Source organism: Commensalibacter sp. M0133 (assembly GCF_016101485.1).
Taxonomy (GTDB): domain Bacteria; phylum Pseudomonadota; class Alphaproteobacteria; order Acetobacterales; family Acetobacteraceae; genus Commensalibacter; species Commensalibacter melissae.
Map to the genome: position 1 here is coordinate 553,871 of NZ_JACFQI010000001.1, position 23,943 is coordinate 577,813.

20 protein-coding genes are annotated in these 23,943 nt (G+C 35.7%); 9 read left to right on the top strand and 11 right to left on the bottom strand.

Going from position 1 to position 23,943, the window contains the following annotated elements:
• Positions 1 to 152 precede the first annotated feature (152 nt).
• Together H3T46_RS02545 and H3T46_RS02550 are read left to right on the top strand one after the other, a co-directional pair.
• Positions 153 to 401: a hypothetical protein gene (locus H3T46_RS02545; RefSeq protein WP_155565591.1), complete on the top strand. Its 249-nt coding sequence runs from the start codon at positions 153 to 155 to the stop codon at positions 399 to 401.
• A gap of 173 nt (positions 402 to 574) precedes the next feature.
• Positions 575 to 2,044: a PepSY domain-containing protein gene (locus H3T46_RS02550; protein WP_198197318.1), complete on the top strand. Its 1,470-nt coding sequence runs from the start codon at positions 575 to 577 to the stop codon at positions 2,042 to 2,044.
• Between the two features lie 331 nt (positions 2,045 to 2,375).
• Here the strand turns inward: H3T46_RS02550 and H3T46_RS02555 are convergent, their stop codons facing one another.
• From H3T46_RS02555 to H3T46_RS02565, 3 genes are all read right to left on the bottom strand, one after another.
• Entirely contained in the window at positions 2,376 to 3,869 is a 1,494-nt protein-coding gene (locus H3T46_RS02555) for a Ppx/GppA family phosphatase (RefSeq protein WP_198197319.1), read from the bottom strand.
• A gap of 42 nt (positions 3,870 to 3,911) precedes the next feature.
• Positions 3,912 to 6,107: an RNA degradosome polyphosphate kinase gene (locus tag H3T46_RS02560; RefSeq protein ID WP_198197320.1), complete on the bottom strand. Its 2,196-nt coding sequence runs from the start codon at positions 6,105 to 6,107 to the stop codon at positions 3,912 to 3,914.
• 132 nt (positions 6,108 to 6,239) lie between these two features.
• On the bottom strand, positions 6,240 to 6,980 hold the full coding sequence (locus H3T46_RS02565) for a DnaA ATPase domain-containing protein (protein WP_155580535.1): 741 nt from the start codon (positions 6,978 to 6,980) through the stop codon (positions 6,240 to 6,242).
• Positions 6,981 to 7,089: 109 nt separating this feature from the next.
• Between H3T46_RS02565 and purM the strand changes: the two genes are divergently transcribed.
• Both purM and purN read left to right on the top strand, forming a co-directional pair.
• Positions 7,090 to 8,205 (top strand): phosphoribosylformylglycinamidine cyclo-ligase, encoded by a 1,116-nt coding sequence (gene purM, locus H3T46_RS02570; protein WP_198197321.1) that lies wholly within the window; start codon positions 7,090 to 7,092, stop codon positions 8,203 to 8,205.
• Positions 8,206 to 8,224: 19 nt separating this feature from the next.
• The gene (gene purN / locus H3T46_RS02575; RefSeq protein ID WP_110438174.1) at positions 8,225 to 8,842 is read left to right on the top strand and encodes a phosphoribosylglycinamide formyltransferase; all 618 of its coding nucleotides are present in this window, start codon (positions 8,225 to 8,227) and stop codon (positions 8,840 to 8,842) included.
• A 40-nt stretch (positions 8,843 to 8,882) separates the two neighbouring features.
• On the opposite strand, the gene ndk is transcribed toward purN, so the two are convergent.
• The gene (gene ndk, locus H3T46_RS02580) at positions 8,883 to 9,305 is read right to left on the bottom strand and encodes a nucleoside-diphosphate kinase (RefSeq protein ID WP_110438175.1); all 423 of its coding nucleotides are present in this window, start codon (positions 9,303 to 9,305) and stop codon (positions 8,883 to 8,885) included.
• 116 nt (positions 9,306 to 9,421) lie between these two features.
• On the opposite strand from ndk, the gene H3T46_RS02585 reads away from it, so the two are divergent.
• Positions 9,422 to 11,311, top strand: a complete 1,890-nt coding sequence (locus tag H3T46_RS02585; RefSeq protein ID WP_198197322.1) for an ABC-F family ATP-binding cassette domain-containing protein — start codon at positions 9,422 to 9,424, stop codon at positions 11,309 to 11,311.
• Positions 11,312 to 11,377: 66 nt separating this feature from the next.
• Here H3T46_RS02585 and proP read toward each other — a convergent pair whose 3' ends face one another.
• The 4 genes from proP to H3T46_RS02605 form a co-directional block, all read right to left on the bottom strand.
• On the bottom strand, positions 11,378 to 12,880 hold the full coding sequence (gene proP, locus H3T46_RS02590) for a glycine betaine/L-proline transporter ProP (RefSeq protein WP_198197323.1): 1,503 nt from the start codon (positions 12,878 to 12,880) through the stop codon (positions 11,378 to 11,380).
• A 97-nt stretch (positions 12,881 to 12,977) separates the two neighbouring features.
• Positions 12,978 to 13,484, bottom strand: a complete 507-nt coding sequence (locus H3T46_RS02595; protein ID WP_198197324.1) for a hypothetical protein — start codon at positions 13,482 to 13,484, stop codon at positions 12,978 to 12,980.
• Positions 13,485 to 13,488: 4 nt separating this feature from the next.
• On the bottom strand, positions 13,489 to 14,622 hold the full coding sequence (locus tag H3T46_RS02600) for a DegT/DnrJ/EryC1/StrS aminotransferase family protein (RefSeq protein WP_155566938.1): 1,134 nt from the start codon (positions 14,620 to 14,622) through the stop codon (positions 13,489 to 13,491).
• A 57-nt stretch (positions 14,623 to 14,679) separates the two neighbouring features.
• Entirely contained in the window at positions 14,680 to 16,638 is a 1,959-nt protein-coding gene (locus H3T46_RS02605; protein ID WP_232349947.1) for a nucleoside-diphosphate sugar epimerase/dehydratase, read from the bottom strand.
• Positions 16,639 to 16,800: 162 nt separating this feature from the next.
• Here H3T46_RS02605 and H3T46_RS02610 point away from each other — a divergent pair, with 162 nt between their 5' ends.
• Positions 16,801 to 17,736, top strand: coding sequence for a UDP-phosphate alpha N-acetylglucosaminyltransferase (locus H3T46_RS02610; RefSeq protein WP_198225986.1), 936 nt, complete (start codon positions 16,801 to 16,803; stop codon positions 17,734 to 17,736).
• Positions 17,737 to 17,776: 40 nt separating this feature from the next.
• Here H3T46_RS02610 and H3T46_RS02615 read toward each other — a convergent pair whose 3' ends face one another.
• The 3 genes from H3T46_RS02615 to H3T46_RS02625 all read right to left on the bottom strand — a co-directional run bounded on the left by H3T46_RS02615 (position 17,777) and on the right by H3T46_RS02625 (position 20,482).
• Positions 17,777 to 18,376: a hypothetical protein gene (locus H3T46_RS02615; protein WP_155568232.1), complete on the bottom strand. Its 600-nt coding sequence runs from the start codon at positions 18,374 to 18,376 to the stop codon at positions 17,777 to 17,779.
• A 158-nt stretch (positions 18,377 to 18,534) separates the two neighbouring features.
• Positions 18,535 to 18,879, bottom strand: coding sequence for a MarR family transcriptional regulator (locus H3T46_RS02620; RefSeq protein ID WP_110438182.1), 345 nt, complete (start codon positions 18,877 to 18,879; stop codon positions 18,535 to 18,537).
• 223 nt (positions 18,880 to 19,102) lie between these two features.
• A complete protein-coding gene (locus H3T46_RS02625; protein WP_198197326.1) occupies positions 19,103 to 20,482 on the bottom strand; it encodes an amino acid permease in 1,380 nt (459 codons plus the stop codon).
• Positions 20,483 to 20,683: 201 nt separating this feature from the next.
• Between H3T46_RS02625 and H3T46_RS02630 the strand changes: the two genes are divergently transcribed.
• The 3 genes from H3T46_RS02630 to fdxA all read left to right on the top strand — a co-directional run bounded on the left by H3T46_RS02630 (position 20,684) and on the right by fdxA (position 23,940).
• Positions 20,684 to 23,182 (top strand): helicase-related protein, encoded by a 2,499-nt coding sequence (locus H3T46_RS02630; RefSeq protein ID WP_198197327.1) that lies wholly within the window; start codon positions 20,684 to 20,686, stop codon positions 23,180 to 23,182.
• The gene (locus H3T46_RS02635; RefSeq protein ID WP_198197328.1) at positions 23,179 to 23,460 is read left to right on the top strand and encodes an RNA-binding S4 domain-containing protein; all 282 of its coding nucleotides are present in this window, start codon (positions 23,179 to 23,181) and stop codon (positions 23,458 to 23,460) included. Before H3T46_RS02630 ends, H3T46_RS02635 begins: the two co-directional genes overlap by 4 nt.
• Positions 23,461 to 23,607: 147 nt before the next feature.
• Positions 23,608 to 23,940: a ferredoxin FdxA gene (gene fdxA, locus H3T46_RS02640; RefSeq protein ID WP_155565608.1), complete on the top strand. Its 333-nt coding sequence runs from the start codon at positions 23,608 to 23,610 to the stop codon at positions 23,938 to 23,940.
• The last annotated feature ends 3 nt before the right edge of the window (positions 23,941 to 23,943 follow it).

Sequence of the window (23,943 nt, forward strand, 5' to 3'; positions counted from 1 at the left end):
ACTCATTTTATTTAAAATATTCAAATATACTCTTTAATTTTATTAAATAAATACCTTTATTAAAAGAAAACAAATATAACTAAATTAAAACTACAAACAACCTTTATAAAACAAAACACAAATCTTATACTTACACTATAATAGGAAATACTATGCCTTCTAAAATAAATGTAAGAGATATCCCCGTACAAAACATTAATTGTGGAAATATCATTTTTTATCTTGATCAACTATGGAAGGTCATAAAAATAAGATATTCCTTTAAAAATTCATGCATCAATTTTCATGCCATAAGACAAATCAATAATACAGACACAACATCTCTTGAAAATATAGACAAGGATATTATCCAATTGCAAAGAGTTCCCGAGGCTTCCATCACAATTGTTGAAAATACCTAACTTATTACTTATCAACCATCTGAATTCTTTTTTATATATAAATGTTTCATTATTATTATAATTATTATTTATATATAAAAAATTTAAATTCCTCTATAATGATGTCAAGACTATTGCTTTTATATTATTTCTGATAATAATAATTATTATCATTAAGCGTTACAAATCATATTATGCATCAAAAAACTTTATTCTTGATAAAATCCATTCATCGCTGGATAGGGATGGCAGGTGGATGGTTTCTTTTTATAATTATTATTTCAGGCAGCCTAACCTTATTTGATAGTGAAATCAATCAATGGATGCGGCCAGAACTTGCACGGGTCAAACCGGCCCCCCTTTCCTCCAAGGCACTGGATAATGCCTACAAAATTTGGACATATAGCCAAAATATGCCCAAAAATTTAATTAAACTTCCCTCTTCTCGCGATCCCTATCTATATGTTTCCTATTTAAAGGGCAATATAAAACGCAATATTGTTCTTGACCCTCATGAAGGGAATATTATTCCAGTCCGAAATACAGCAGGCGCTTCATTTATCGTTTCCATTCATAAAAAACTATATATGAATCCTAGATATGGACAATTTATTTTACTTATTGTCGCTTTTTTCTTTATTCTTTCAATCATTACTGGTGTGATTTTACATTATAAACCCTTTATCAAAATGCTTTTTAACCTTCAGGTCAAGGCTGCCCCCCTTCGACAACAACTTAATTATCATACGTCCATTGGAGTAATTTTCTTGCCATTTCTTTTTATAATAGCATTAAGCGGTTTTTTATTCATCATTCCTCATTATCTACCTTCTCCTCATCCTCAATCAAAACCTGAAAATATATATAAAGACAATCTGAACACATTATCTAAACAAAATTTACTCAATTTAGTTAATGAAACTGAACGTTATTTTAATAATCCCGCAGGATTCATTTTTTTTACTCCTAAAGAAATAAAAATAAGTGAAGCGAACAATAGTCATCTAACCAGCTTTAAAAATCTAGTCGGCTTTGATAAAACTACAGGAAAATTAACATCACATTCTTCCTTATCCCCCATGTTTGGTTATCCTGAAAAAGTTATTTTTGGCATTCATATGGCCAGGGCAGGTGGAGCCATATTCAGAACTATCAATTTTATATTAGGATTGGGCAGTGCGTTTTGTGTAGCTTTTGGTCTTTTATATTATTCTAATCGCCATAAAAATAAACTTTTTACAAACAAAATAACCTATATTGGATATAAAACCATTGAAGGAATTAATACTAGCGTCATTATGGGAACTCTTATAGGATTCATATCCCTTTTATGGATTAATCGATTTATTCCCTTTGATTTTCCAAACAGAATCCATAATGAAATTTTTTTATTTTTCACAATATGTCTTCTTGTCTGCATTTACGGTTTTTTATCAGCATATTTTAACTATACAAATAATGCCTTAAAAAAATTAATGACAATATTCAGCTATCTCTGTCTACTTCTTCCTATTGTGGATCTGTTATTCAATAATACCCTGATAAAAGCCTCGTTGCTGAATGGAAATTTCCTTTTTATAAAAATGGATGGCACAGTTTTTATTTTAGGTATTGTTTCATTATTGTTTTGCTCTTATTTAAATAAAAAATCTTATCTATCATGATCATACTTATAATAACGTTAAATATTCTTGGCATATTCGTTTTTGCTGGCAGTCTGAAGAAATTTCAAGATAAACTACCAAACCAGTATTCAAACAAACAAGTAAAATATTATTGTAAAATTATCAGTATGTTGCTTATATTTTGCAGCTTTATACTTTGTCATTTATGTTGGCGGAAGATAGGCTGGATAATTGGGGTCAACCTGACCTCCATCAATGCGCTTGCAGTCACTATCGTGATAAGTTACTTTCCTCAATTTTTTTTAAAATGGAATGATAAATTTCATTCTATATTTGCTTCATAGTCAGGCAAGCATCTATATAAATTTATTCATTTATGGTCAGGCAGTAATTTCGTATCAAGACCCATCAATTGACCTAATCGGGACAAACGACGTGAGACTGTCTCACTGATAACAGCATCCAGATGATGATAATAATATAATGTAAGTTTCTTTTTCCCAACTTTTAATCGTGTTCTCAACAAAAGGTTGGGAAGATTTCCTGATAATGTATATGCCAATCGAAATGCCAGTCCCAATATCACGGCCTGTTCATAATGTTTAGGAGAAAGAATTTTCTTGGAAGCAGACAGGAATTTATCATTCATGGTGGCATCATAACGTATCGCAATTGTCAAGGCCAAGAAGGCTCGCAACTGATGGTCAAACGCCATGCCGGCCATCCGTAAAATACGATAATAAGCCTGCTCTTTACGATAGGCTGGATGGTCATGACAACCACAATCAGAAATCATACAGGCTACCCAGCGTTTTTGCTGCATATCCTGATCTTCATTATTAAAAAGTGAATCTGTCCACTTGATCAGGGCGGAAGGAAATTCCTGTACACGACCCAATCGTTTACAAATATCTAAAGCTGCAGCTTCTTGTGGGTTTTGATTACGATTATGTTCGGCAATAACATTTCGCATATACCAACCTTCCCGAACCCCCTCTGCGCAAAAAATAATTTTTGACGGTTTCAAAATCATTAATAACTGTTTCAACACCGTGGCGGCATATGGTAAATCGTTTAACCTTTTATGAATTAAGGCCTGTGTATTTAAATTTCCATCTTTTAGCTTAAGTAAAATCCAATCCACAAGAATTTTTGCTTCACTATAAGAAAGCGTGTAATAATGAACGATACAAATCGGATAAGAAGTGTATTCCATATATAATTGTGCCATTGCTCGAAAAGCGCCACCGACCAAATATAATTTTTTCTTTTTGGATTCATGCAACCATTTAACCGATTTTATATCCCTACCCGCAATAACATTCGCTTTTGGAATTTTCTTGCCTGCACGATCCATCAGGCGAATAACACCCAAAGACAAGGTTTGTGCATTATATCGCTGCTGATTTGAAATTTGCACCAGCTCCATAGAGCCACCACCAATATCCGCAACAACACCGTCCGCATTCGGAATACTGCATATTACACCTGCAGCGGCATAATCTGCTTCCTGTTCGCCAGTCAATATTTGAACAGGTACACAAGGCATCCATTTATGCAATTTTTTTAAAAATTCATGTCCATCATCTGCATCTCTAACCGCTGCAGTCGCTAGGACAACAAATGGATCCGCCTTCATTGTCGTGGCAATTGCATAAAACCTTTTAAAAACATCTTCGGCTAACAAGACACCTTGCGGATTGAGTTTACCTGTTTTTTCCAACCCGCTTCCCAATCTAAGTGTGGCTTTTTCATTAAAGATAATTACGGGATTACGCTCCCTTCCTTCAAAAACAACTAAACGAACGGAATTCGAGCCCAAATCAACAATTGCTGATCGTATTGAGGAAGAGGAATGGATCATTATTATTTCCTTTGAGGCAAAAAAATTATAGCAGATTATAGTCTAATCCAAAGGTCTTGTATCCAACGAGGGATTCTCCATAAAATAGTTATGTGCGGAAAAAGGAGGTTCCGAAGATTCAAGACGTTTCCATTTTTTATCCCTCCCCAATTGCCAAGACTGCATATTGTCTTTCAAATTTGCAACCATTAACTGATTTAAAATTTTATAATGAATATCTTCTGGCAAAATAGGTATCATTTCCTCGATCCGACGATCCATATTTCTTTCCATCCAATCTGCAGAAGACATATAGACTTTAGCCGATCTTGAAGGAAGCTCGTACCCGTTTCCAAATACAAAGACTCTGGCATGTTCAAGAAAACGGCCAACAATTGATTTGACAAATATATTTTCAGAAAGATTTTTGATACCCGGACGAAGACAGCAAATTCCTCGAACAATTATATTTATTTTTACACCTGCACAAGACGCCTCATATAATTTGTCAATTAATTGTGGATCCACAAGAGAATTCATTTTAAGCCACATCGCACCCGGTTTGCCTGCATTTACAAAAGCAATTTCATCATCAATCAATTCATTTAAGGTTTTACGGATGGTTAGAGGTGAAAACGCAATTTTTTCCATTTTGTCAGGACGTGCATATCCCGTGACATAATTAAATAATTTGGCCGCATCACGCGTTAATTCGGCATTACAGGTAAAATAGGATAAATCAGTATAAATTTTTGCTGTAATCGGATGATAATTGCCAGTGCCAAAATGGGCATAAGAGCGTATGTTTCCCCCCTCTCTTCTAACAACAAGACTCAATTTTGCATGGGTCTTCCAATCGGCAAAACCGAAAACAACCTGCACACCGGCTGCCTCCAAATCCCGTGAAAGACGAATATTGGCTTCTTCATCAAAACGGGCCCTTAATTCAACAATGGCTGTTACGGAAATTCCATTTTCTGCCGCCTCAATTAAAGCTTTGACAATGGGACTGTCCCGGGATGTTCGATATAAAGTTTGTTTAATGGCTAAAACCTGAGGGTCTTGAGCCGCCTGACGCAAAAACTGAATCACAACATCAAAACTCTCGAAAGGATGGTATGCCAACAAATCTTTTGAGCGTAACAGGGCAAAACAGTCCCCGGCACTTTCCCGAATACGCGCGGGAAGATGAGGTGAATAATATGGAAAAAGAAGATCTGGCCTGTTATCAACAATGAGTTGCTTAACATCCACCAATCCCAGTATTCCCTTATGAACCGTCACCTCTTCTGGAGGCACTTCCAGAGCATGGGCAACTATTTCACCAAGTTTTGGAGGGAAATGTTCATCGATATCCAAATGAATCACAACCCCGCGTCTTCTTCTTTTCAAGGCTGTTTCATAGGATCTCACCAGATCCTCCGCTTCTTCTTCAAATTCGACATCTGTATCACGAATAACGCGTAACAAGCCATAATTCGCAATTTTGTATCCAGGAAAGATCGATGAAATAAATATCCTAACCAAATCCTCTAATAAAACAAATCTTTGAATTTTATTGCTACATAACGATAAAGGCAAAGGTATAAAACGCAACAGCTGCGACGGCAATAAAATCATCACATATTTGCGGCTGCTATTTTGGCTAATCAATCTTAAAGCAATTGCGAGATTTAAATTCGGTATAAATGGAATGGGATGAGCAGGATCCAAGGCAATAGGGGTCAGGATTGGAAAAATACGCTCCATAAAAAATTGATGTAACCAGGCCAGATCTTCCTTGTTCAACTCTTCTGCCTTACAAACAATAATACCTGAGTCACTCAATAATTTTATAAGTTCATGATAGATCCGTTGCTGGTCACTAAATAGTCCCTTAACCCTTTCCTGAATGGCAACTAATTGTTCTGCAGGTGTTAAACCATCAGGAGAAAGTGCTATCAACCCCTCTCTCACTTGACCGGTCAGTCCCGCAACACGTACGGAATAAAATTCATCAAGATTGCTTGCACTAATGGATAAAAAACGTACTCTTTCCAAAAGTGGATTATGTTTATTTTCGGCTTCCTCTACGACCCTTTGGTTAAAATCAAGCCATGATAATTCCCGATTAATAAAACGCTCATAATCCATTTTGATATTATTAGATATCTGAATACTGTTTCGCTGCTTAATTTTGCGACCCGACTGTTTCACAGCAATTTGATTTTGTGTCAAATGATTGATATTCGATATATTTTTTCGATTTTTTTGGATCATGTAATATTACTTTATACTGAATTATTTGCATTAAAAATTATTTTATTAATTTATCAATTTTAACACAATTTCCTCTAATTTTTTTAAATAATTCAAAATCACGTCTAATTATAACATATTATTTCTATATCATTATAAAATTGACAATTCATCAAGAATTTTCATGACAAGATTTCTGGTCATCCCCCCCTGTTCAACAAGGGTTATTTCATCTAATCGTTCAATAAACTGACGTACTGCAAAAGCTGTTCTTGGTAATCGTAACTGAATAATATCCATAATGGACGTTGGAATAACCAATTGCCTGTCAGCTACTAACCGAAGAAATAAAAGCCGTAATAATTCCTCTTCAGGTTGTTCAATTTTAATCGCTATGATCGACCGTAATCGGCTAGCCAAATCAGGCAACTCAACTTCCCATCGAGCTGGTGGAGAACGACCTCCTAGAACGGTTACGATCCGCAACTCTTTGGTCATGTTTAAAATATGCAACAATGAATGAAAATCAGTGACTAGATCGGCATCATCTATAACAATGGCTTTTATTTCTTTATTTTGTAATTTTTCGGACCAATATACAGAAGAGATTTGTTGTAAAGCAGAAGCTGGAATATATAGGGCCTGTTCCCTTTCCGCCCATATTTGCAATAAATGCGTTTTACCTGTTCCTGAATCTCCCCATATTGCCAAACGAAGATCTGGCCAATCTGGTACATTGTAGGTTGTTTTACTAATCCCAAGCCAGGTCCGTGCAGCAAAATTTGAAGGTGAATTTATAAAATCTGAAGAAATAAAACGAGGCTGATAGGTAAAGGGTAAAGCGAGCTGCCTTGACGTATTAAAAAAACAATTTTGTTTATTTTTTTCCTGCATTACTACTTTACCAAAATTCAATCTATCCTATAAACCCTATTATGGTGTAAAACTATCCTATAACCATTTCAAGATAAACCTATAAAGCAAGAATAAAGGCTGCTTAATAATGAAGTCAGATTTTTCTGAGAATACAGAACTAAATAACCAGCAGGATGAAATCACCTATGAAAATGCTGGTGTCAGTATTGCCACAGGGGATGCATTGATCGAAGCTATAAAACCGGTTGTCTCCCAAACTCATAATAATGGTGTTATGGGTAATCTGGGCGGATTTGGTGCGTTATTTGACTTAAAAGCAACCGGCTATCAAGATCCAATTCTTGTTTCAGGAACCGACGGGGTTGGAACAAAGCTTTTGCCCGCAATCGAAACAGGGCTGTGCGACAATATCGGATTTGATCTAGTTGGAATGTGTGTAAATGATATCGTTGTGCAAGGTGCAAGACCTTTGTTTTTTCTCGATTATTTTGCTACCGGAAAATTGGAGCTTGATCAGGCACAACGTATCATACAAAGTATCAGTAAGGCCTGTGAAGCAAGTGGCTGTGCCTTGATTGGTGGCGAAACAGCGGAAATGCCGGGGATGTACAAGGAAAAGCATTATGATCTAGCCGGATTCGCCGTTGGAGCAGTTGAAAGAGATCAGATTCTACCCAAAAATATCACTAGCGGTGATAAAATTATCGCTTTGACATCAAATGGTGTTCATTCCAACGGATTTTCCTTGGTACGCTCAATCGTAAAAGCCCAAAACCTGTCATGGGAAGATGTGGCACCTTTCGATCCCAACCAGTTTCTCGGAGAGGCATTACTCGCCCCGACACAGCTTTATGTAAAACCTGTACTAAAACTTCATGAGGCTGGTCTACTGAACGGGGCCGCCCATATTACAGGCGGTGGAATTGTCGGCAATCTTCCACGTATTTTGCCAGACAATCTTGTGGCTGTTGTTGACGGACAAAGCTGGCCCATGCCACCAGTATTTTCATGGCTGGCCCACGCTGGCAACGTTCAACCAGAGGAAATGCTGAAAGTATTTAATTGCGGTATTGGCATGATATTGATCACATCAGATTTTGAAGCCGTGAATAAACTACTTAATGATACCGATGTCCAAGCTTATATCATTGGCCAGATTGAACCAAAAACCGAACTCGATAATGATCAACAGGTATTCTTCAGCGACCTACCCGATTTTACCTTTATTCCTGAAATTGATTAACAAGGTGAGAACCCTTTAAATGTCGAAGAAAAAACGTATAGCGATCATGATAAGCGGACGTGGTTCAAATATGCGTTCCCTTATTGATGCATGTGCCAAACCCTCTTTCCCAGCATCAATTGAGTTGATCATTAGTAATAACCCAGATGCAGAAGGATTGGAAATCGCCCGCAAATCGGGTATTTCCACTCAAGTCATTGATGACTATGATTTTGGCAATAACAGACAAGCTCATGAACGCCAAATTAATGCGGCCCTTCAAGCCCATCATGTTACAACAATCTGTCTTGCAGGTTATATGCGACTTTTAAGCCCGTTTTTGATCAATGAATGGAAAGGTAAAATCCTAAATATTCATCCAAGTCTCTTACCAGCTTTTCCTGGTTTAGATACCCATAAAAAAGCCCTTAAAAAAGGGGTTAAGATACATGGTTGCACCATTCATATCGTAACAGAAAAAATGGATGATGGTCCTATTCTAGGTCAGGCAGCAATTCCTGTTCTTCCCGATGATACAGAAAACACCTTGGCAAAACGTGTATTGGACCAAGAACATCTTCTTTATCCAAGAGTTTTAAAGAATTTTCTATTGGGATTTGAAGCTGATTCGACTTCTGATACCCTGATTAATGGATAAATTTAAAAAGGTTGGAGATAAAGATCTCCAACCTTTGGTTTTATACGCAGATTTCAATGTCTGAAAAAAAGAAGCGAATTTCAATAGCTGCATTTTCGGCAGAATCAGATCCATGAACTGAATTGGCCTCAATTGATTCAGCAAATTGCGCACGAATCGTGTGTGCCTGAGCTTTTTTAGGATCTGTTGCACCCATGATATCACGATTTTTTTGAACAGCGTTTTCGCCCTCCAAAACCTGAACCACGACAGGACCACTTATCATAAATTCAACCAAATCATTGAAAAAAGGACGTTCTTTATGAACTGAATAAAAAGCTTCAGCTTGCTGCTTGCTTAGCTGAATACGTTTTTGTCCAACGATTTTTAATCCCGTCCCTTCAATTAAAGCGTTAATTTTACCAGTCAAATTACGACGTGTTGCATCTGGTTTTAAAATTGACAGCGTTCTTTGTAAAGTCATATTGAAATTTCCTTTAATCTGTAAATATATTGCAGAGAAAAAATACTCTATTGGTAAATAGAAGTATTTCTCTTATCTTGTCGATAGTTTTTTTATCATATTTTGCAGGCAGATTTGTGAGTACGCTGGTTATAAATCACCTTACCCTTCGAATTTTAGGTCGCCCCCTCTTGGAAGATGCTTCCCTTACCATTGAGAATGGGCAAAAAGTTGGACTGGTTGGCCGAAATGGAACAGGAAAATCAACATTGCTAGCCGCAATTTCTGGAGATATATCAATTGATGGAGGTGAGATTCTTTTATCAAACCGTATAAAAATGGCACGAGTTAAACAGGAAACACCATCTGGTAATTTATCATTAATTGAAACAGTGCTTTCTGCGGATAAAGAACGTACGTATCTCATAAATGAGGCTGAATCAACACGGGATGGGTATCGGCTTGCTGAAATTCATGAAAGACTAATAGCCATACAAGCTGACAGCGCTCCGGCTCGCGCAGCAACCATTCTTGCAGGTTTGGGTTTCAGTGCAGAAAACCAACAACGTCCTATTTCGGATTTTTCTGGTGGATGGAGAATGCGAGTTGCTCTAGCGAGCACATTGTTTTTAAATCCCGATTTACTGCTCCTTGATGAACCCACCAATCATCTTGATTTAGAAGCGACTTTGTGGTTGCAATCCTGGATCAACAATTTTTCCGGCAGTGCAATAATTGTCAGCCATGATCGCAATCTTTTGAATGAATGTGTTGATGCCATTGCCCATCTTCATCATCAGAAATTGTCCATGACAGTTGGAGGATATGATGAATTTATCAGAATACATAACGAAAAAATACTTCAACAAAATCGGGAAACTGAAAAAATAGCCGCGAAACGTGCTCATATGCAAGCTTTTGTCGATCGCTTTCGTGCCAAGGCGACCAAGGCCAGACAAGCGCAAGCACGCTTAAAAGCACTTGAAAAACTGCCTGTTTTGGAAGAAATTGTTGAGGAAAGGGCAATACATTTCGAATTTCCCCAACCTGTACAATTACCGCCTCCATTAATTACCCTTAATCAAGTCAAAGTTGGATACGGCGATCATGTTGTACTTTCCAATTTAACATTAAGAATTGATCCAGATGACCGTATTGCCCTTTTGGGTGCAAATGGTAACGGTAAATCAACCTTTATCAAACTTATCGCAGGTTGCCTGAAACCAATGGAAGGTAGCATTCATAATCACACCAAACTTTCTGTTGGTTATTTTGCTCAACATCAGTTAGAAGAACTTATTCCTGGTCAAACCCCATTCAGTCATCTTGAAAAGGTTTTACCAAAAGCCACACCCACTGAATTGAGAGCGCAACTTGCCCGATTTGGATTAAATACCGAGCAAACTGATACCTCTGTTCAATCCTTGTCTGGTGGAGAAAAAGCTCGACTTGTTCTGGCTCTTATCACACGTCATAAACCCAATATCCTATTGCTTGATGAACCTACCAATCATTTGGATCTTGATGCCAAAGAATCCCTAATTCATGCATTATCCTCCTTTGAAGGAGCTGTCATACTTATTTCCCATGATCCACGTCTGATAGAACTGATAGCTGACCGGCTTTGGTTGGTTAATAATGGTACAGTTGAATCTTTTGATGGTGATATCAATGATTACCGTCAATGGCTAACGGATAATAAACGTATTCTTGATTCATCCGTAAAAAATACAGAAACTGGCTCATCTCAAAAATTAGCACGCAAGGAAAGAGCGGAAAAACGGAAAATACTTCAACCGTTAAAAAATAAAATAAAGGCTCTTGAATTACTTATTCAGAAAAATAGTGAAGCCTATCTCAAAATTGAACAAAAAATGGCTGAACCAGAGTTTTATTCAAATGTATCAGCTGAAGAAATAACAAAATTACAAATCGAATTGGCTGAATATCAAAAACGAAAAAATCAAGCCGAAGAAGATTGGCTTATTTTACAAGATAAACTGGAAAATACCGAAAAAGAATTGTAAATAATTTATAGTATACTAACAGGCAATGAATATGATTTCATCATTGCCTGTTAATAAAATATTGAATCAGTCCAGTTTAGGATGTTGATCAATCAGTATCTGTCTACGTCGTTCCAAATCTGCGATTTTTTCATCAATTTCCTCAACTTTTTGCTCTATCGTATCAAAATGTTCTGATAAAATTTCTTTGGCCTCATTACGATCGGAAGCTGTTGGTGTTTCACCTCTTAAGGGTTTATTGGCCGTTTCAGGCATTCGTATTCCTGTCCACAGTCCTATTAATGAAATACCCATCAAATAAAATGCAGGCATATTTAAATTATGCGTTGCTTCAACCATCCATGCCACAATTGTTGGTGTCATGCCTGCGATTAAAATCGAAATATTAAAAGCAATTGCTAATGCGCTATAACGAATTTGAGTTGGAAAAATAGCTGGCAGGATTGAAGCCATTACACCAATAAAACAATTCAATAATATGGCAAGAATTAATAAACCAATAAATATAAAACCGACTGAATTGGTTTGAATCATCAAAAAGGCAGGATAAGATAATAAAAAAAGTCCAGTGCTACCCCCCAATATAAAAGGACGTCGTCCAATTTTATCACTTGTCATTCCAATTATAGGCTGAACAAATAACATACCAACCATTACGGCAATAATAATCAGTACGCCGTGATTTTCTGAATAATGCAAATTATGTGAAAGATAACTTGGCATATAAGTCAAAAGAACATAATACGTCACGTTGGTAACAATTACTATTCCAACACATATCATTAAACTTTTCCAATATTTACCTGCCACTTCCCGATATGATAGCTTGGGTGAATTTTTGAGGTTTACCTTACTTTCAGCCTCCATATCCTCGACATGCTTTTGAAAGGCTGGTGTTTCCTCCAATTCATGACGCAAATATAATCCTATTGCTCCCAAAGGAAGGGCTAAAAAAAAAGGAATACGCCATCCCCAGCTTTCAAACTGCACATCAGAAATCATGCTGGATATCAAAACAACAACACCAGCCCCAATTACAAACCCTGCGATAGATCCAAAATCAAGCCAACTTCCCATTAATCCACGTTTACGATCAGGAGAATATTCCGCGACAAAAATTGCGGCACCGGAATATTCTCCACCTACTGAAAACCCCTGTACAAGCTTTGCAATCAATAATAAGACCGGGGACATAATACCAATGGATTGATAACTTGGGATTAATCCAATACTACAAGTACCCAAGGACATTATGATTATAGTTATCGCCAGGATTTTTTGTCTTCCGTATCGATCCCCCAAAATACCACAAACTATTCCCCCCAATGGACGAACAAGAAAAGGAACAGAAAAAGTCCCCAATGAGGCAATCATTTGAACACTTGGTGAAGCATCAGGAAAAAAAACCTTACCCAATACAAAGGCCAAAAATCCATAAACCCCAAAATCGAACCATTCCATTGCATTTCCAAGTGCGGCTGCAGTTATGGCTTTTTTTAATTTGTCATCATCGATAATGGTGATGTCATTAATATTCATTGGTTTATATATTTTTTTTGCTTGCCTCATTAATATTTCCTTCAAAAGTATAATTTATCTTCATAAATCAATTTTTTTTATTTTTTAAATTTTTAATTTTTTTTGATTTTAACAAGATTTAAACATTTTAAGGAAAATCTGTCCTTTCATAATCATATTGATCAACAAGCTTTCTTAATGGATCAAAAGCACTATCATTACAATCTTTTACAAATATCTTGCTTTCATTCTCATTGATGACTTCATAAAATATCTTGTTATTCCAATCCGCCTGGCTGATTCCAAGCCACAATACCAAAGTGAAAGGATGGGGTTTTTCATGTTCAGGTTTGTTAATATAATAGTTTTTGTCCAGATCACGATTAAACTGAATTTCAACATCTCCGGTGGATGGCGGGTTCTGATGTAATGGTCCCCAACCTTTTAGATTGGATTTTATCCATTTCTTAACCGATTCAAGCTCTGAAGGTGTTAAAATACGTTTTTTGTGCAAGGGCCCAACAACAAGTTCTGCATTGACTATCGGTGGAAAAGTAACAGGTTGAATTTTATCCCTGACCGAAAGCCATATAATCATCACAATGGTAAGACAAACGATTAATACAAGGGTTAAAATTATATTTTGCTTTCTCATTCTTTTATTTTTTTACTTTTAAAACTGCTTGAATAACACGGTTAACCTGAGCATTCGAAAGTTCTGGATGAATAGGTAATGCCAAAATCCGTTTGGAAACTTCCTCTGATACTGACAAATATGTTCCATCATGATAGGAGTGATAGGCAGGTTGTAAATGCAAAGGTAAGGGATAATAAATGGCCGAGGGAATATTTTCAGCCTTTAACGTATCTTGTACAAATTTGCGTTCTGCTTCATCACTTAATAGAATTGAATAAATTGCCCAGGCACTTTTACTATTTAATACCCGAGCGGGTATTTTTACACAAGACAAAAGCGCGGCATCGTATAAAGTTGCAATTTCTTCTCTTCTTACAAGCTCCTCTTCAAGATAACCGAATTTGGCCAACAATATTGCTGCCTGTATCGTATCCAAACGTCCATTTATTCCCGTTCGCAAAACCTGATAACGTGTTTGTCCTTCGCCATGCGAACGCAACGAGCGATAAAGTTCAAACTTTTCTAAACTGTTTGTAAAAATTGCACCACCATCCCCATAGGCTCCAAAAGGTTTGGATGGAAAAAATGAGGTGATCGTGGCATCTGCCTGACTACCCAGTTTCTTTCCATGATATTGACCACCAAAGGACTGAGCACAATCATCCAACAAAAATAAATTTTCATCTTTAGCAATCTGGCATAATTCATTCCATGGCGCAGGCTGTCCAAAAAGATCTACCCCAATAATGGCTTTAGGTTTTAATTTATTTTCTTTTTTAACCTTATCAATTGCACTTTTGAGATTAATTGGATCAATTTGAAAAGTTTCAGGATTAATATCAACAAAAATGGGAGTTGCACCCAGTAATAATGGAACCTCAGCTGTTGCTGTATAGGTAAATGCAGGTAAAAAAACAGCATCCCCTCTTCCAACATTTTCACCCATTAACGCAATCTGGATTGCATCTGTTCCAGATGAAACCCCTATACAATATGAAACACCGACATATTCCGCCAAACGATCTTCAAGTTCCTGAACTTCAGGTCCTAAAATAAACTTTCCATGTGAAAAAACCTTGTCTATACGATCTTTTAAAATCTTTCCTATACGTGCCTGTTGTTTGTTCAAATCTAAAAATAATATCGGATCATTCATATTCACCTCTAGTATAATTTTTTAAATTATCTTATTCGATTTTTTGATTTCGTTCATTTAATTCGACAAATGTTTAAATTCAGGTACTAATTTCTGCACATATGTTATTGCCTCAACAACATCATTATTATCACATGCATATCTAATCCGATCGATATATTCCGTAACCACCTTGATATCCATACCTTTGGGCGTTGCCATCAATAAACCGTCATGATCAGTTGGAACTGGGGCTTCACGACCATAAAATAATTCCTCAAATAATTTTTCACCAGGTTTTGCTCCGGTAAATTCTATGACTATGTCCTCATCCGGTTTTAACCCGGCAAGGCGAATCATCTGACGTGCTAAATCCAGAATTTTTATGGGTTTTCCCATATCAAGTACAAAAATGCCCCCCTGATGCAACATCTCATCCGTTTTGTCTCCATTCCCAAATCTTATTGTTGCTCTTACGCTAGCCTGTAAAACCAACCCTACCGCTTCTGGAATAGTCATAAAATAGCGTTGCATATTTGGATCGGTAACCGTCAAAGGTCCTCCATGACTCAACTGACGTTTGAACAGGGGAACAACAGATCCTGTTGAGCCAAGAACATTTCCAAACCTTACCGTAATGAATCGCATTTTGCTCATACCCAACCATTCAAAACCCTGATTTTTCTTTTCAGGATCATGGTCACGAATGGTTTTATCGAGAGACTGACAATACATTTCTGCAATTCGTTTTGAAACGCCCATAAAGCTTGAGGGATTAACCGCTTTATCAGTTGATATCATGATAAATGCCTGTGTCCCGCATTTAACAGCAGCATCAGCCACAACACGCGTGCCAATAATATTTGTTAAAAATCCCTCGATTGGATTATTCTCGATTGTAAATACATGTTTCAAAGCTGCAGCATGAAAGACCAAATCTGGTTTATATTTTTGAAAGAGGGAATCTACTCTTTTCTTTTCTCGTATATTGATTAAGATCGTTTCCCTTAAACCTGCAAAATTACTTTCCGATAATTCAATATTTATCTTCCATAGTGCATATTCGCTTTGATCAAGCAACAATAATAATTTAGGGGATAAATCAGCAACTTGCCGAACCAATTCTGATCCTATACTTCCTCCCGCACCTGTAATGGCCACGACTTTGCCCTTTATCATTTCAGCCATGCCAGCACGATCCAAGACAATCTGTGGCCTGTTCAATAATTCATCAAGAGCAATCGGTTTCAATTCTAAATTGGCGGCAGGTGATAAATGGGTAATTACTGGTGTTCTCTGAACATCAATATTCCATTTACCCGCAATTGCTAAAAAATCCCGCAATTGCTCCCCTCTTAATTCTTGACCAATAATCACGAATAAAGAAGGTAATTTTTTTTGTGCATCAAGCTGTGTAAGTATGACAGAAAAATCATCCAAACTTCCTAAAATGGGAATATTATGAATACGATGCCCTTTTCTATTCTGACGAAAAGAGATCAGTCCCATAACCGATAATGCGTTTGAATGATCAAGCCGTATAGCCCGCATAAACAGATCAATATCTGCATCATTTCCAACAATGATAATTTTTCTTTTTTTATTGAAATAATTCCTAAATGCTTCTGCAGATAAAATCCGGTAACCTATTCTACCACCGCCCATTAATAGCAAAAGAACCATTGCATAAATAAACGGAAATGTCACGGAAGGTAATGGATATCCGGTTACATACAATAAACAGGTGAATAATATCGCACTGCCTACAGATGCAGCGGCTATATTTAACAAATCCGCTATCCCGGAAAAACGCCAATATTGTTGTGGAATATGAAATGGTATTCCACTAACCAGCAAGGTCAATACACCACCCGTTAAAAACCATAATGGATGGATAAACCCGCCCTGTGGATCAGAAAGCCAACGTGCCAATGGAGCGGCAATGGCTGCCAACAGACCATCCATAAAAATATTGATAGCAATACGATTAAATATCTTTTTTTGTTGGCTAGAAATAGTTACACTAGGCTGTTGCAAAATCACTTTTCCATTTAAATAATGTAGAATAACTTTATTTAATTACATTACATTTAAAAAACAATGAACTCTGTAAACTATAAATATTTGTTACTTATCTGGCTTATCTCCAATACACTATTATCCGCAACAATTGTGAAATATGTTGCCTCAGTTGGTATTATGGATAATCCAAACCAACGGAGTTCTCATACATTTCCAATACCAAAAGGCGGTGGGATAGGTATCATTTCCGCCTTTTTAACTGCCAATATAAGTTTTATTTACTTATTTAACCAGCATTATTCTTTATCAATCATAGGTTTATTATCAACCATTACATTCATATCATTATTTTCGTGGCTGGACGATATCAAACAATGGTCAGCCTTATCCAAACTGGCAATTCAGTTTATTGCATCCGTAAGTGTTTGTATTTTTGTCTTTCCAGCCTCTTTCTTAGAAAGCCATTTATATTTGCTTCCTTTTTTTATAATCTGGCTTGTTTATATAACTAATACTTATAATTTTATGGATGGTTTAAACGGTTTGGCTGCTGGAGTTGCCACAATCTGCTGCCTGTTTCTTTATTTTTATAGCACAAATCTGGAAAATAAAATTTTTGCATTATCCCTGTTGACTGGATTGCTCGGTTTTCTTCCTTTTAATTTCCCAAAAGCTGAAATTTTTATGGGAGATGTCGGCAGTCAAGCTTGCGGTTTGATATTGGCCTCTTTTGCCATTATCCCCTTAGGCACAGCGATCAACCCAAACTTTGTCACCTTAATTTCTCAAAATATAATAATATTTTTTCTTTTGTTTGGTTTCATTTTTGATGTGACTTTTACATTAATACGTAGAATAATTAACAAGGAACCTTTTTTACAAGCACATCGCAGCCATTTATATCAAATGGCACATCGCAGTCATATTTCTCCGATTTTAATCACGTTTATAGAATGTTTATTTTGCATTTGGGGTGGTTTTTTATTCTATATATTCCCCCTTACTTCATTGCAAAACATTGAACTCGCGTGCTCGCTACTGATTTTGCCTCAACTTATCTGGACTTTATTCATTCTTTACAAAACACAGTCTTTAAATATAAAAAAATGGTAACTGTATGATATCTAGTTACCATTTCCAAAAATTCAAATAACTATTTTTTCATTTTATCTAGTTGTTCACCATTTAATTCATCTGCAGTCATATGACTTTTATTTGCAGATTTTTTAATGTTTTTTTCTTTCTGCTTGTCAGCTTCAGCTGCTTTTTGCAAATGTTTATCAACAAATTTAATTTCAAAACCTGCAGGTGCACCGGCCAATCTTCCGCCAACAGTGTTTGTATCCATTTTAATGATAACATTCTTTGCATTTTTTAGATTTCCAGCCCCTACACCAACACCAGCTGTGGCTTCACCCGTAGCGGCAGCATATTTTCCAGCAAAATCATATATATTTTTCAACTGAAAAACACGTCCTGTTGCTTGAGATTTTGAAAAACCTAATGCAACAACATCACCACCCTTTATCTTGAACTTGTAAACATGTCCCCTATAATGAAGAACACCATCTCCCCAAGTATAACCAACGCCTAAATCTGCTGAATGAAAGGTCATAGTCACCGTGCCTACGGATTTTTCAGAAGATGCAGCAGCTTGGTGAACACGTTTGTGATGATTGGCCGCAAATATTGGATTAATCAAAAAAGACGATCCAATCAGAGTAGCGGCAAAGAGTAAGTTATTATTTTTCATTATGATTTCCCCAAATAGTTTCTGTACTATAATAACACTTACCTGGAAATAAATAAATATATTAAACTACATTCTCATTTTGGGTATTAAATAAAAAAGCAGTTATTGAATTAATAACTGCTCTTACAACATATATAGTAATTGTTATATAACCATTATTATTGCTTCACAGCTTCGCTCATAATGGATTGAATATTCTGCAAATATTCATAACCTTCTTCTGTACGCTGCACTAATACAGAGCGACGATCCATAGGATCTGTTTTTCTACCTAGCAAATTGAGTTCTTCCAATCGATCCAGAGCTCTTGTGATAGCCGGTTTTGAAACTCTTAGAGCCGCTGCCAATCCACGAACAGTCTGAACTGTTTCATTCAAATAACAAATCAAGAAAACAGCCAATTGACGTGCTGACAAGTCAGGTTTATCCTGACGTACCATTGTCGTGATTGTATTCTGGAGAATAACAATCTGTTGTTCAAAAGGGATTTTTTTAGAAGTCATTTTATAACCTTTGAATAATTACTTACATATAACGTTGTGTCAGTTAAACAAATGAGTATTATGACTTAAAATATCAACCTTCTCTACAAAAAATTATAACAAATTAATTACAATTAATTTGACACACCAAAAAAACATAGGAAAAGCAATAAAATTTCTCATTGAAAAATTAGTTTATTAAGATTTAAGCTTTATTCACCTCCTTTTTATTTTGATTGTAAAATTATTTTACTCTTTTTTTTGATTTTGTAACTATATAATAACAAAAAGTAATAAAAATAAACCAAGCGCTTCCGATATATAATGCCATACGCGTGTCAAACTGTATCATTAGCGTCAATAACGTGAAAAAAATAAAAATTATGCAAAGAATACAGGAGATATATCCACCAGGTAATTTGAAGAAAGAACTCATGTGTTTATGAAGATGTTTTTTTCTATACTGGATATAGGACAGTAATATTAGCAACCAAGTAAATAATGAAATAATTGTCGCAACGGAAGCCACCAAAGTAAAAATTTCAATAATACTTTTATTATTAAAAAGTAATAAGATAACTGAAGTTAATAGACATAAGCAAGAAAATCTCAGACCATTTATCGGTATAGAATGTTTGGATAATTTCCCAAAAAAAGCAGGCGCTTTATTAAGTCTTGCCAAACCATATAACATACGGCTACTGGAAAATACCCCGCTGTTTGTGGATGATGCAGCTGACGTAATCACAACAATATAGACTATTGCAGCAGCTGCAGGGAGACCAGCAAACAAAAACAACATGATAAATGGACTTTTGGATGGATTGATACTTTGCCAAGGAATAACCGCCATAATAACCATTACAGAAAATACGTAAAACATCAAAATTCTTAAAGGGATATTATTAATGGCCTTGGATAAATTTTTTTCCGGATCTTTAGATTCAGCCGCAACAGTACCAATAAGTTCAACTCCAATAAAGGCAAAAGTGGCACTTTGAAATCCAGCCAAAAACCCCTCAAATCCATTAGGAAACAAATTACCATGATTCCATATGTTTTTTACAGAGGTCACGTCTCCTGATGGAGAACGAAAACCCGTAACGATAAAAAAGATACCAACAAGAATTAAAACAATAATGGCTAGAATTTTGATAATGGCAAAACTAAATTCCATTTCACCAAATATTCGAACAGTCAAACGGTTTAAAATATAAAATATTGCGATACAGCATAGAGCCGGTATCCAAGAATACAAATTGGGATAAAATATTTGCGTATATCCTGAAATGGCAATTAGATCTGCAATACCAATGACAATCCAGCACAACCAGTAAGACCAACCCAAAACAAAGCCGCAACAAGGTCCAAGCAATTCTGTAACAAAATCTACAAATGATCTGTATCGTAAATCAGATAAAAGAATTTCGCCCAAGGCACGCATTACAAGGAATACAATAATACCAATAATACAGTAAATAAAAATAATAGAGGGACCAGCAAGTGAAATCGTATTAGCCGCTCCCATAAAAAGACCAGTGCCTATACACCCTCCAATTGCAATTAACTGCATATGTCGGTTACTCAAATTTCTTTTTAATTCTGTATCTATACCCTGACCCATAAAAAACCTTTATTACATTGATTTTTCAAACGTGTTTGAAAATGATTAATTTTTTGCAAGCAATAAATTAATCATTTAATTATTAATTAAAATAAAATCTCAAAACAATTGTAATTTATAATTATCATTGAATGATTATCTAATTAATTTATCTATTATCCTGTACGCTTATCAAAAACAGCTGATATAAATTACCTAATAATGACACAAATCAAAGCAATACTTGGACCAACAAATACTGGCAAGACCTATACAGCCCTTGAACGCTTGCTTGCTTATCCTTCCGGAATCATTGGATTTCCCCTAAGGCTTCTTGCCAAGGAAAACTATGACCGAATGGTTAAAATCAAAGGAAAAAAAAATGTCGGGCTTATAACAGGTGAGGAAAAAAATGTCCCACCCCAGGCAAAATGGTTTTCCTGCACTGTTGAGGCAATGCCCGTTCATATACCCGTTGATATTGTCATCATTGATGAAATTCAGCTTTGTTCAGATCCAGATCGTGGACACATTTTTACCCACCGGCTTCTTCATTGCCGCGGAACATATGAAACAATTTTTCTCGGGGCTGATACAATCATCCCTATTTTGAAAAAACTTGTTCCATCTATCGAAATACAAACACGGCCAAGACTTTCATCATTAGTATATAATGGATTTACCAAATTAACAAAATTACCACCACGTTGTGCAATTGTTGCCTTTTCAGCCCATGAAGTTTATGCCATTGCAGAATTGGTCAAGCGTCAAAAAGGTGGATGTGCAATTATCATGGGAAGACTTTCTCCCCGTACCCGTAATGCACAAATGGAACTTTATCAAAATAAAGAGGTTGACTATTTGATTGCCACCGATGCAATTGGCATGGGTTTGAATATGGATGTCAATCATATCGCTTTTGTGAATTTATCAAAATATGATGGACGACAGATGCGTAATCTCTATCCAAGTGAAATTGCTCAAATTGCAGGTAGGGCTGGGAGAGGCTCAAGGGATGGAACATTTGGCATAACCGCGAATTGTCCAATAATTTCTGATAAAATTGTTAATTCCATAGAAAATCATGCTTTCGATCCCATAAAACAAATTTATTGGCGTAATCATGATCTCGATTTTCAAAATCCCCTGACACTTTTTTCCACCTTAACCACACCCTCACAGTTTCCACAGCTTATAACTGGTCAATATTCCTCTGATCTTAAAAACCTATCTTATCTTATCCAAGACCATGAAGTACGTTCAATATGTACGTCACAATTTAAAACTGAATTGTTATGGGAATGTTGTCAAATACCCGACTTTAAAAAAATTGGCAGTGAATATCATGCACGGATATGTAAACAAATTTTCCTTTTTTTGATCAAACAAGGTCATATACCTGAAAATTGGATTGATCAGCAAATTCAACAGCTAAATCATTTGCAGGGGGACATCGATACCTTAATGCAGAGACTTGCCAGTATTCGTATCTATTCATTTTTAACAACAAAAAATAATTGGGTAGAATCATCATCTTATTGGCACGCCCAAACAAAAGAGATAGAAGAAAAACTTTCCGACGCGCTACATGACAGTTTGGTATCAAAGTTCGTTAATCAAAGGGTCACAAACCTTATCCATCATTTATCTTACTCTAAACAAATAAATGCCTTTACCTCTATAACAAATGAAGGGAATATTTCAATTGATGGCGAGTTTATTGGTAAAATTCGGGGATTTTGTTTTCAACTTCCAGATTCAATCCAAAAAGAGGAACGCTCTTTTATTTTAAAAAAAATTAATAAATCGATTGAAAAATTTATCCCTCAACAGGTTAATCGATTAATTCACGATAATGATAAAGAATTTACGATAGATCATGATAAAAAAATTATATCATGGCAAAAATCACCAATCGCTCAATTAAAAAAAGGCAAGGATTTTTTTCATCCAGATATCTGCCTTTTAAATAAGGATTTAATTCAACAAGTTTTTCAAAATTTAATCTTGAGAAGATTGAAAGAATTTTTAGAAAATTATAACCGAAGATTATTTCCAAATTTTTTTAATGCCTTGGATAATGATAATAACACACCAGAACTACGTGGAATTCTGCATCAACTTTATGAAAATGGTGGCATTTTATGGACTGAACAATATTTCAGTTTGTCAAAAGACACAATTAAACAATTGAAACATTACAAGATTCATTATGGAAATCACGCAATTTATATCGAAAACCTTTTTAAAGAAAAACAATATTATTTACGACATACGCTCCTCACACTCAATGAACAGATTGCTAATCCTGTTTTACTTTCACCTAAACAAGTTGCTTATTCAACTTCTACGAAAATGAACAAAAATCTTGTTGCCAAGATGGGATGGCTTGTTGCCAATAAACAGATCATCAGATTGGATATTGCAGAAAAATTGACGTTCAAGCTTAAGAAAGCGTCAAAAAAACATCCTGTTTGTTTTCATAAAAAATGGATAGCCCCTGTTCCATATTATAATGATAATATTATTCCACTACTTAAATCGCTAAAATTGCAACCCAAAAAACCAGAAAAATTATCATATGAAAAATTTGGTCCTCCAGCACCCTTATTAATTAAAAAAATTAAAATAAAAAAACAGCGCAAAATTAAACATATGACACATCTTACCCAAGATAATCCATTTAACATTCTTAAAAACCTACTTTTGAATCGTACATGAACTATCAAACTGAGCTAACCTGCCAACGTATTGATATCTGGCTTTGGCATGCTAGAATATATAAATCCCGATTGATCAGTCATTTCTCGATTAAAAACGAAATTATAAAAATAAATTCAAAATCAGTTATCAAACCTGCAACTTTAATAAAAAAAGACGATATCATTACCATTCCCTGGAATAACAGTAGCAGGGTAATACAGGTCTTGGGTTTTTCAACCCGAAGAGTTTCAGCAAAATTATGTCACTCTTTATACAAAGAAATTCTTGAAAAATAAATTTTGATGTAATAAAGAAAATGAATAATTTTCTTGTTAGTCATCAAGATGATACCTAACTTATATAAGTAAGCTATTTTATATAATTAAGAAAAACAATTATTTAGGGAAAAACCCTTATTTAACTAGTATGAATCGGAGAAAACAATGGCCTATGTGGTCACAGAAAACTGTATCCGCTGCAAATATATGGATTGTGTAGAAGTATGTCCCGTCGACTGCTTCTATGCGGGTGAAAATTTTCTAGTTATAAGCCCAGAAGAATGTATCGATTGTGGAGTATGTGAACCTGAATGCCCTGCAGAAGCTATATTCCCTGACAGTGATGATCGTTCTACCGACTGGATTGAGATCAATGCTGAACTGTCCAAAACATGGCCAAACATTACAAGAAAAGAAAATACACCTTCGGATGCTGATGAATGGAACGGGAAGCCTGATAAAAAGGATATGCTTTCCCGGGAACCGCATAAAAGCTAATGT

Excerpts from the sequence above, each read along its gene's own strand:
- H3T46_RS02545 (WP_155565591.1), top strand. The coding sequence starts at position 153 with ATGCCTTCTAAAATAAATGTAAGAGATATCCCCGTACAAAACATTAAT.
- H3T46_RS02550 (WP_198197318.1), top strand. The coding sequence starts at position 575 with ATGCATCAAAAAACTTTATTCTTGATAAAATCCATTCATCGCTGGATA.
- H3T46_RS02555 (WP_198197319.1), bottom strand. The coding sequence starts at position 3,869 with ATGATCCATTCCTCTTCCTCAATACGATCAGCAATTGTTGATTTGGGC.
- H3T46_RS02560 (WP_198197320.1), bottom strand. The coding sequence starts at position 6,107 with ATGATCCAAAAAAATCGAAAAAATATATCGAATATCAATCATTTGACA.
- H3T46_RS02565 (WP_155580535.1), bottom strand. The coding sequence starts at position 6,980 with ATGCAGGAAAAAAATAAACAAAATTGTTTTTTTAATACGTCAAGGCAG.
- purM (WP_198197321.1), top strand. The coding sequence starts at position 7,090 with ATGAAGTCAGATTTTTCTGAGAATACAGAACTAAATAACCAGCAGGAT.
- purN (WP_110438174.1), top strand. The coding sequence starts at position 8,225 with ATGTCGAAGAAAAAACGTATAGCGATCATGATAAGCGGACGTGGTTCA.
- ndk (WP_110438175.1), bottom strand. The coding sequence starts at position 9,305 with ATGACTTTACAAAGAACGCTGTCAATTTTAAAACCAGATGCAACACGT.
- proP (WP_198197323.1), bottom strand. The coding sequence starts at position 12,880 with ATGAGGCAAGCAAAAAAAATATATAAACCAATGAATATTAATGACATC.
- H3T46_RS02595 (WP_198197324.1), bottom strand. The coding sequence starts at position 13,484 with ATGAGAAAGCAAAATATAATTTTAACCCTTGTATTAATCGTTTGTCTT.
- H3T46_RS02600 (WP_155566938.1), bottom strand. The coding sequence starts at position 14,622 with ATGAATGATCCGATATTATTTTTAGATTTGAACAAACAACAGGCACGT.
- H3T46_RS02610 (WP_198225986.1), top strand. The coding sequence starts at position 16,801 with ATGGATAATCCAAACCAACGGAGTTCTCATACATTTCCAATACCAAAA.
- H3T46_RS02615 (WP_155568232.1), bottom strand. The coding sequence starts at position 18,376 with ATGAAAAATAATAACTTACTCTTTGCCGCTACTCTGATTGGATCGTCT.
- H3T46_RS02620 (WP_110438182.1), bottom strand. The coding sequence starts at position 18,879 with ATGACTTCTAAAAAAATCCCTTTTGAACAACAGATTGTTATTCTCCAG.
- H3T46_RS02625 (WP_198197326.1), bottom strand. The coding sequence starts at position 20,482 with ATGGGTCAGGGTATAGATACAGAATTAAAAAGAAATTTGAGTAACCGA.
- H3T46_RS02630 (WP_198197327.1), top strand. The coding sequence starts at position 20,684 with ATGACACAAATCAAAGCAATACTTGGACCAACAAATACTGGCAAGACC.
- H3T46_RS02635 (WP_198197328.1), top strand. The coding sequence starts at position 23,179 with ATGAACTATCAAACTGAGCTAACCTGCCAACGTATTGATATCTGGCTT.
- fdxA (WP_155565608.1), top strand. The coding sequence starts at position 23,608 with ATGGCCTATGTGGTCACAGAAAACTGTATCCGCTGCAAATATATGGAT.